The sequence below is a fragment of the Streptomyces sp. NPDC056948 genome, assembly GCF_042674225.1.
Taxonomy (GTDB): Bacteria; Actinomycetota; Actinomycetes; order Streptomycetales; family Streptomycetaceae; genus Streptomyces; species Streptomyces purpurascens.
Genome location: NZ_JBHUQX010000283.1, coordinates 3,418 through 12,493, shown reverse-complemented (window position 1 = coordinate 12,493; position 9,076 = coordinate 3,418). Strand labels below are relative to the sequence as shown.

7 protein-coding genes are annotated in these 9,076 nt (G+C 70.0%); 3 read left to right on the top strand and 4 right to left on the bottom strand.

The annotated features are described in order from the left end of the window. Nucleotides 1-2,596 (bottom strand): ABC transporter permease/substrate binding protein (locus ACFTZL_RS30200; RefSeq protein ID WP_382588884.1); only part of this gene is annotated, 2,596 nt, incomplete at its 3' end. Then, entirely contained in the window at nt 2,589-3,680 is a 1,092-nt protein-coding gene (locus ACFTZL_RS30195) for a glycine betaine/L-proline ABC transporter ATP-binding protein (protein ID WP_382588882.1), read from the bottom strand. The genes ACFTZL_RS30200 and ACFTZL_RS30195, both read right to left, overlap by 8 nt. Nucleotides 3,681-3,878: 198 nt before the next feature. Between ACFTZL_RS30195 and ACFTZL_RS30190 the strand changes: the two genes are divergently transcribed. Both ACFTZL_RS30190 and ACFTZL_RS30185 read left to right on the top strand, forming a co-directional pair. Beyond that, nucleotides 3,879-4,808 carry a 5'-3' exonuclease H3TH domain-containing protein gene (locus ACFTZL_RS30190; protein ID WP_382588886.1) on the top strand — a complete coding sequence of 310 codons (930 nt, stop codon included), beginning with the start codon at nt 3,879-3,881 and terminating at the stop codon, nt 4,806-4,808. A gap of 156 nt (nt 4,809-4,964) precedes the next feature. Continuing rightward, nucleotides 4,965-5,807, top strand: a complete 843-nt coding sequence (locus ACFTZL_RS30185; protein WP_382588880.1) for a siderophore-interacting protein — start codon at nt 4,965-4,967, stop codon at nt 5,805-5,807. 35 nt (nt 5,808-5,842) lie between these two features. Here ACFTZL_RS30185 and ACFTZL_RS30180 read toward each other — a convergent pair whose 3' ends face one another. Next, nucleotides 5,843-6,424 (bottom strand): GNAT family N-acetyltransferase, encoded by a 582-nt coding sequence (locus ACFTZL_RS30180; protein WP_382588879.1) that lies wholly within the window; start codon nt 6,422-6,424, stop codon nt 5,843-5,845. Nucleotides 6,425-6,505: 81 nt separating this feature from the next. Between ACFTZL_RS30180 and ACFTZL_RS30175 the strand changes: the two genes are divergently transcribed. Then, nucleotides 6,506-7,492: an RluA family pseudouridine synthase gene (locus ACFTZL_RS30175; protein ID WP_382588877.1), complete on the top strand. Its 987-nt coding sequence runs from the start codon at nt 6,506-6,508 to the stop codon at nt 7,490-7,492. Here the strand turns inward: ACFTZL_RS30175 and ACFTZL_RS30170 are convergent. Beyond that, nucleotides 7,486-8,985 (bottom strand): cytochrome P450, encoded by a 1,500-nt coding sequence (locus ACFTZL_RS30170; protein ID WP_382588875.1) that lies wholly within the window; start codon nt 8,983-8,985, stop codon nt 7,486-7,488. The two genes, ACFTZL_RS30175 and ACFTZL_RS30170, sit on opposite strands and share 7 nt — an antisense overlap. Nucleotides 8,986-9,076: the final 91 nt, after the last annotated feature.

The following is a 9,076-nucleotide window of genomic DNA, read 5'->3' as shown; positions in this document are numbered from 1 at the left end:
CCACCATGTCGGGGTGCTCCTTCAGCCACGCGGCGACGGCCTCTTCCTCATGGCCCTGACCGCGGTTCTTGATCTCGCTCTCCAAGGTGCCGAGCTCGTCCTCGGTCATCTTGAAGTTCTTGATCCACTTCGTGAGCTGCGGATACTCCTCGGGGAACTTCTCGTTGGAGATGGTGCGGATCGTGTTGCCCTCGCCGAAGGCCTTCTTGGGGTCCTTCAGCTTGGTCAGCTCGTAGTCGCTGTACGCCCAGTGCGGCGACCAGAGCGTGACGGCGATCGGCTCCTTCTTGGCGTAGGCGCGCTTCAGCTCGGCCAGCATGGCCGGGGTGGAGCCGTCGACGACCTCGTACTCCTTGTCCAGGCCGTAGCCGGGCAGCACCTTGTTCTTCAGCAGATCCATCTCGCCGGTGCCCGGCTCGATGCCGATGATCTTCCCCTTGAAGGTGCCGGACTTGCCCTTGAGGTCCTCCAGGGAGTCGACGCCCTTCACGTACGACGGTACGGCGAGCTCCAGGGAGGTCGGTTCGTACCAGGTGCCGAGGTCCTTGAGCCGGTCCTTGTTCTTGTCCCAGTAGTTCTTCTGGGCATAGGGCAGCCAGGCGTCGAAGTTGAGGTCGAGATCCCCCGAGGCCAGGCCCGTGTAGACGGGACCCACGTCCATCTGCTTCAGGTTCATCTTGTAGCCGCGCCGCTCGAGGACGTTCTTCCACAGGTAGGTGACGGCGATGTCCTCGTCCCAGGGGAACCACGCCACGTCCAGCGGCTGCTTGGCCTCGGCCGGTGTACTGCCGCCGGCGTTCTCGACCGGGGCCATCTTGTCGGCGAAGCCGGGGTTCTGCTTCAGCCAGGCGCGCACGGCATCCTGCTGATTGCCCTTGCCCGCCTTGTTGATCTCGGCTTCGAGGCTGGTGAGTTCCTTCTCGTTCATCTTGAAGTTCTTCAGCCACTTGGCGACCGTCGGGTCGTCGTCCGCGAAGCCCTTGCGGGACAGGGTGTGCACGCCGTCGCCCGCGCCCCAGGCACCCTTGGGGTCCTTGAGCTTCTTGAGGTCGTAGTCGTTGTACGCCCAGTGCGGCGACCAGAGCGTGACGACGATCGGCTTCTTCTGGGCGTAGGAGCGCTTCAGCTCGGCCAGCATCGCGGGCGTGGAGCTGTCGACGACCTTGTACTCCTTGTCCAGGCCGTACTCCTTGAGGACCTTGCTCTTCAGCAGGGCCATCTCGCCGGCGCTGGACTCGATGCCGGTGATCTTGCCGCCGAACTGGGAGGCCTTGCCCTTGAGGTCCTCCAGGGAGTCGATGCCCTTCATGTAGGAGGGCACGGACAGCTCCAGGGACGTCTTGTCGTACCAGGCGCCGAGGTCGTCGAGCTGCTTGCCGTACTTCTTCCAGTACTGGGCGTGGGTCGTGGGCAGCCAGGAGTCCGTCTGGAAGTCGACGTCGCCCTGGGAGAGGGACGTGTACAGCGGGCCCGCGTCGAACTGCTTGGCCTCGACCTCGTAGCCGCGCTGCTCCAGGACCTCCTTCCACAGGAAGGTGGAGGCGACGCCCTCGTCCCAGGGGATGTAGCCGATGCTGATCTTCTTGCCCTGGCCGACGTTCTTGCCGTCGGCCGCGGCCGTGGTGCCGGTGCTGCCGCCGAACATTCCCATGCCGCCCGCGGCGAGCGCGAGGACGACGACGCCGATCACGGCGACGGCCGGGCGGGGCCGGTAGGACCAGATCTTCAGCCCCTGGGCGGCGCGCAGCTTGGCGGCGGCGCGGCGGCCGAGCGGGGAGACCTGGGTGCCCAGGGCGCTGGTCATGCGGTCCAGGTAGATCGCGAGGATCACGATGGCCACACCGGCCTCGGAGCCCAGGCCCACGTTGAGCTGGCCGATGGCCTCGTTGACGTCGCCGCCGAGACCGCCGGTGCCGACCATGCCGGCGATCGCGGCCATCGACAGGCCGAGCATGATGACCTGGTTGACACCGGCCATGACGGTGGGCAGGGCGAGCGGGAGCTGGACGCGCAGCAGGGTGTTGCGGGGCGTGGTGCCGAACGCGTCGGCTGCCTCGACCAGTTCCTTGTCGACCTGCCGGATGCCCAGCTCGGTCATGCGCACGCCCGGTGCGAGCGCGAAGATCAGCGTGGCGACGATGCCGGCGGGGGCGCCGGTGCCGAAGAACAGGATCGCCGGGATGAGGTAGATCATCGCGGGCAGCGTCTGCATGAAGTCCAGGACGGGCCGGACCAGACCGCTGACGCGGTCCGAGCGCGCCGCCCAGATGCCGACGGGTATGGAGATCACGAGCGCGATGACGGTCGCCACGAGGACGAGCGCCAGGGTGATCATCGCGTTCTCCCACAGTTCGAGGGAGTCGATGAACGCGAATCCGGCGAATGTGAGGACACCGGCGAGCGTGCCGCGCAGCCAGAAGGCGACCACGGCGAAGATGCCCGCGAGAAGGAGCGGTTCGGGGGCCTGGAGGACGGCGTTGATGCCGTCGTAGAGGCCGAGGAAGACGGTCTTGCAGAAGTCGAAGAGCCACGCCATGTGGGTGGTGAGCCAGTCGACCGCGTTGTTGACCCAGCTACCGAGCTCGATCCTAGGCACGGGCGGTCACCTTCTCTCCGCCCTTGTCCTGCGGGGAGTCGCAGGGCTGCGGGGTGGCGTCCCGCTCGTCGCCGAGGAAGCCGATCAGGCGCTGCCGGGGGACGACGCCGATCTGCTTGTTGTCCTTGTCCACGACCGAGACGGGGTGGGAGAGCCGGGCGCTGATCGCGCACAGCTCCGTGAACGGGGTGTCGGCCGTGGCGGTCCGGCACTGGCAGCCGGGGTCGTCGGCGGTGACCGAGGCGTCCATGAGCTCGCCCGCGGTCAGCACGCGGGAGCGGTCGACGTCCTGGGTGAAGGAGGCGACGTAGTCGTTCTCCGGCCGCAGCAGGATGTCCTGGGCGGTGCCGATCTGGACGATCCGGCCGTCGCGCATGACGGCGATGCGATCGCCCAGGCGCATGGCCTCGTTCAGGTCGTGGGTGATGAAGACGATCGTCTTCTTGAGCTTCTGCTGGAGCTCCAGGAGCTGGTCCTGCATGTCACGGCGGATCAGCGGGTCCAGGGCGCTGAAGGACTCGTCCATCAGCAGCAGGTCGGCGTCGGTGGCGAGCGCGCGGGCGAGACCGACGCGCTGCTGCATGCCGCCGGACAGCTCGTCGGGCCAGGACTTCTCCCAGCCGGCCAGGCCGCACAGGGCGAGCGCCTCGTCGGCGCGGCGTACGCGCTCGGCGCGGGGCACGCCCTGCACTTCCAGACCGTAGGCGGCGTTCTCGCGCACGCTGCGGTGCGGGAAGAGCGCGAAGTGCTGGAACACCATGCTGATCTTGCGGGAACGGACCTTGCGCAGCTCGCGGTCGCCGAGCGTGGTCAGGTCCTGGTCCTCGAAGCGGACGTGCCCGGCGGTCGGCTCGAGCAGGCCGTTCAGCATGCGCAACAGGGTGGACTTGCCGGATCCGGACAGACCCATGACGACGAAGATCTGGCCGGGTTCCACGGTGAAGGACGCGTCGATCACGGCGGCGGTCGTGCCCTCGGCGCGAAGTTCCTCCCGGTCGGCTCCGTCGCGAAGCCGCTCGACCGCTCGGTCCGGTCTTCTGCCGAACACTTTGTACAGGCTCTCTGCCTGAAGCCTCGCTGACACGTGCACCTCAATCTCGACGGCAATAGAACAGAGCGAGGACAGGGCCGCAAACAGTTGAAATGCGCAACCAGCCTCGCTCTGGGGCGGCGCCTCCCCTCGATCCGGAAAGCCAAACCCACAAGTGGGGCGCTTCACACAAGACGCACACACGACAACGCGCTGCGCAGCGGCGAGTGGCTGTCAGTGGCGTACGGCATGATGCGTGGCGTGACCGGACGACTGATGCTCCTCGACACCGCCTCCCTGTACTTCCGCGCCTACTTCGGCGTCCCGGACTCGGTCAGGGCCCCGGACGGCACGCCGGTGAACGCCGTGCGCGGACTGCTCGACTTCATCGACCGCCTGGTCAAGGACCACCGGCCCGACCAGCTCGTGGCCTGCATGGACGCCGACTGGCGGCCGCACTGGCGGGTGGAGCTGATCCCCTCGTACAAGGCGCACCGCGTCGCCGAGGAGCGCGCGGCCGGCCCGGACGAGGAGGAGGTGCCCGACACGCTGTCGCCGCAGGTGCCGGTCATCGAGGCGGTGCTGGACGCGGTGGGCATCGCGCGCGTGGGCGTCGCGGGGTACGAGGCGGACGACGTGATCGGCACGTTCACCGGGCGGGCCGAGGGCCCGGTCGACATCGTCACGGGCGACCGGGACCTGTACCAGCTCGTGGACGACGCGCGCGGGGTGCGCGTGCTGTACCCGCTCAAGGGCGTGGGGACGCTCCAGCTCACCGATGAGGCATGGCTCCGTGGGAAGTATGGGGTCGACGGGAGCGGGTACGCGGATCTGGCCCTGCTGCGCGGCGACCCCAGCGACGGCCTGCCGGGCGTGCCGGGCATCGGAGAGAAGACGGCCGCCAAGCTGCTGGCCGAGTACGGGGACCTGGCCGGGATCATGGCGGCGGTCGAGGACCGGCGGTCGAAGCTCACGCCGACGCAGCGCAGGCGACTGGACGAGTCGCGCCCCTATCTCGCGGTCGCGCCGAAGGTGGTCCGGGTCGCGGACGACGTGCCGCTGCCGGATGTCACCACGGCGCTGCCCCGGTCCCCGCGCGACCCGGCGGAGCTTCGGACACTGGCGGCCCGCTGGGGACTGGGCGGCTCACTGGAGCGTCTTCTGACCACACTGGAGGTGTGACGGAGGCGGGCCGACGGCCTTCCGACAGCTCTCCGACGGCCTTGCGACGGCCTTCCGGAGGGCGAAGGTGTTCATGAACCTCTCATTCGGGAGGTGTTAAGTGGGGGCGAGGTGCTAACTTAGGTAAGCCTAACTATGCGAGACAGGGAGGTCCTCATGGCAGAGCGACCCGGACGCCAGCCGCGCAAGCCGCACTCCGCTCAGGTCGTCCGCACCGAGCGGCTGACTCCGCACATGCAGCGTGTGGTGCTCGGCGGCGAGGGCCTCGCCGACTTCGCGGCGGGCGCGTGCACCGACCACTATGTGAAGCTGCTGTTCCCGCCCGAGGGCGTGACCTATCCGGAACCCTTCGACATGCAGCGCATCCGCGACGAGGTCCCCCGCGAACAGTGGCCGGTGACCCGGACGTACACGGTGCGCCAGTGGGACGCCGAACACCGCGAGCTGACCCTGGACTTCGTCGTCCACGGCGACGAGGGCCTGGCCGGCCCCTGGGCGGCCCGCGTCCAGCCGGGCGAGACCGTGCGCTTCATGGGACCGGGCGGGGCGTACGCGCCCGACACCGACGCCGACTGGCATCTGCTCGTCGGTGACGAGAGCGCGCTGCCCGCGATCGCCTGCGCCCTGGAGGCCCTGCCGCGCGGCGCCAAGGCATACGCCTTCGTGGAGATTTCCGGCCCCGAGGAAGAGCAGAAGGTCGACTCGGACGTGGAGGTCGTCTGGCTGCACCGCGGCGACCGGCCCCTCGGCGAGGCGCTGGTCGAGGCGGTACGGAGCCTGGAGTTCCCCGAGGGCCGGGTGCACGCCTTCGTCCACGGCGAGGCGCACTTCGTGAAGGAGCTGCGCCATCTGCTCCGGGTCGAGCGCGACGTCGCGCGCGAGGACCAGTCGATCTCCGGCTACTGGCGACGCGGCCACAACGAGGACGGCTGGCAGGCCTCGAAGCGGGACTGGAACGCACGCATCGAAGCGGAACAGGAGAACAGCCCGGCCGCCTGAGCGACGCGAACGCGACGACTTGCCGCGACGCGCCCTCAGTCGCCCCGCACCCGCGCGTGCAGATGCATGTCGTGCCAGCCGTCCGTGTGCAGGGCGGCGCTGCGCTTCGTGCCCTCGAGGGTGAAGCCCGTCCTGGTGGCGACGTGGCAGGACGCCTCGTTGCGTACGGCGTGCAGGAGTTCGAGGCGGTGGAAGCCGGTCTCGTCGAGGGCCCAGCGGGTCAGTGCGGTCGTGGCACGCACCGCGATGCCCCGGCCCCGCGCCGCCGGAACGGTCCAGTACGCCACCTCCGCCACACCGTCGTCGAGCCGTATCTCGCGCAGCGCGACCCGCCCCCGCAGCGAGCCGGAGTCCGCGTCGGTGACGGCCCACTGCGCCTCCCGCTCCTCCTCCCACGCCCGGTGCCAGTCACCGATCCAGCCGGCGACCTCCTCCTCGGAGTCGGCGGCCCGGGCGTGCCACTGGTGCATCACGGGATCCTGGAAGACCTCGTACACCGCGGGCGCGTCTGAGGCCCGCCAGGGACGCAGGAGGAGTCCGTCGTCGGTGGCGAGGGTGGGCTGCGGGCGGCGGGCGAGACTTCCGGCGGTCAGGACCGGGCTGGTGAGGAACGGCATGCCCCGCATCCTGGCAAGGACACGAGGGGCGGTCCCAGTGGTTTTCCGCCCGGCGCGCCGGGCCTCGTACGCTGGGCCGCGATGAGACGCAAACCCCGCATCCCGCCCTCTCCCCTGCCGCAGCGCCACGGCGTGGATCCGGTGCGGGTGCGGCTGCCCGTCGCGGGGTCGTGGGCCACGGTGCGTCAGTACTTGGTGGAGCGGCTCAGCGGGGCGGGTGCCGGAGTCGTCGACGGGATGTTCGACGCGGGGCGGATCGTCGGGGCGGACGGACGGGCCGTGGCGGCGGACGCGCCGTACGTGCCGGGGATGTTCGTGTGGTTCCACCGGGAGCTGCCCGAGGAGGTGCCGGTGCCCTTCCCGCTGGAGGTCGTGCACCGGGACGAGCACATCGTCGTCGTGGACAAACCCCACTTCCTGGCCACCACCCCGCGCGGCAGCCATGTCATCGAGACCGCGCTGGCCAGGCTGCGCCGGGAGCTGGACATCCCCGCGCTCGGCGCCGCACACCGCCTGGACCGGCTCACCGCGGGACTCCTGCTGTTCACCGTGCGCCCCGAGGAGCGCGGCGCGTACCAGACGCTGTTCAGTGACCGCCGGGTCCACAAGGAGTACGAAGCCGTCGCCCCGTACGACCCCGCCCTCACCCTGCCCCGGACCGTGCGCAGCCGGATCGTGAAGGAGCGCGGGGTGCTCGCCGCCCGAGAGGTGGCGGGCGAGCCGAACGCCGTGAGCCGTGTCGAACTCGTCGAGCACCGCCCGGAAGGAGCCGGGGAACTCGCCCGGTACCGGCTGGTGCCCGGCACCGGGCAGACGCACCAACTGCGGGTGCACATGACCGCGCTGGGCGTGCCGATCCTCGGCGACCCGCTCTACCCGGAGGTGACCGGCCCCGTACCGGCCGGTGACTTCCGGCGCCCGCTCCAACTGCTGGCACGGGCCCTGGAGTTCACCGATCCGGTCACGGGCGAGGAGCACCGGTTCCGCAGCGGCCGGGAGCTCGCGGCATGGACGTCGTACGACCGGTGGGCCGCCGGGACGTACGACGGCCCGTCAGCCGCTCAGTAGCCGCGCCACCAGCTCAGGAAACGCTGCCAGGCGCCCTTGCGGCGGGCCGGTTCCTGAGCCGGCGGCTGGACCTGCGGGTACACAGGGGCCGGCTGAGGCTGCGCCGGGGCCGGCTGCGGCTGCGTGGCGGCCGGTGCGGGCTGCGGCTGCGGGCTGCCGATCTGCCAGTCGGAACGCTGCGCGGGGACCTGCTTGTGGTTCGGCGGCTCCGTCACGTCCTGCGGCGGCTTGGGCGAGAACTGCACCGGCATCTCCACCAGGTGCCGGGAGGCGATGGACGCCGTCCAGCGCAGCTCCTCCTCGTCGCAGTCGAGTTCGACGTCGGGCAGCCGCATCAGCAGCGCGTCGACGCCGACATCGGCGATGGAGCGGCCGATGTCCTGGCCGGGGCACTCGTGCGGGCCGCCGCCGAACGCGAGGTGGGAGCGGTTGCCCTGCATGCTGGCGGACAGATCGGGCCGTACCCGCGGGTCGACGTTGGCCGGGGCCGGGGCGAAGAGCAGTCCGTCGCCCCGGCGGATGCGCTGACCGCCCAGCTCGGTCTCCTGCTTGGCGAAGTAGGCGAAGACCGTGCTGAACGGCGGCTCGTTCCACAGGGACTGCTCCACCGCCTCAGGCACCGTCATCTGGCCGCCGTTGAGCTGGGCACGGAAGCGCGGGTCGATCAGCACCGTGAGCAGCACGTTGGAGAGCAGGTTGGTGGTGGCCTCGTAGGCGGCGAAGAGCACCAGGCGCAGGTGCTCCCTGACCTCGTCGTCGGTCAGCCGGGCCGGGTGGGTGATCAGATAGCTGGCGAAGTCCTCCTCCGGCTGGGCGCGGCGCCGGGCGGTGAGCCGGCTCAGGACGTCCATGACGTAGGAGTGGCTGGCGATCGCGGTCTCGGTGCCCTTGAGCGCGTCGCGGGCGGCCTCGACGAGACGGTCGTCGTACTCGTCGGCCATGCCGAGGATCTCGCACATCACGGCCATCGGCAGGTGCTCGGTGAACTGGCCGACGAGGTCGGCCTCGCCCGCCTCGCAGAAGCGGTTGACGATGGCCTGCGTGCTGCGGTTGATGTAGCGGCGCAGGCTGCGGAAGTCGATGGTCGAGATGGCGCCCATGACCGCGCCACGCAGCCGCTTGTGCTCGTCGCCCTCGGCGTGCGAGGCGATGGGCTGCCAGGCGATGTGCGGCATCAGCGGGTGGTCGGGCTTGACCAGGCCGTCCCGGAGCGGGGTCCAGATACGGCTGTCCCGGCAGAACTGCGAGGGCGAGCGCACCATGTGCAGATTCTCGGCATGGCCGAGGACGACCCAGATCGGTACGTCGTCGTGGAGCAGCACGGGCGCCACGGGGCCGTGGTCCTTCCGCAGTTGCTCGTACAGCGCTCCCAGGTCCTCCGACTCGTGCAGCCGGTGCAGTCCGCCGGGCCCGAGGCCGTGTGCGGGGCAGCCGGGGGGCGGGTCGAGCCGGGGGGCGTCCGTATCGGTCGAGGCGTGGGATTCAGGCGTCACAGTGGTCGCTCCGAAACTGAAGTGGATCCAGGTGTCTGGTGGGGGAATTGCGGGGTGGGGCAGGGTGGGTGATCAGGTGAGCGAGCCCGTC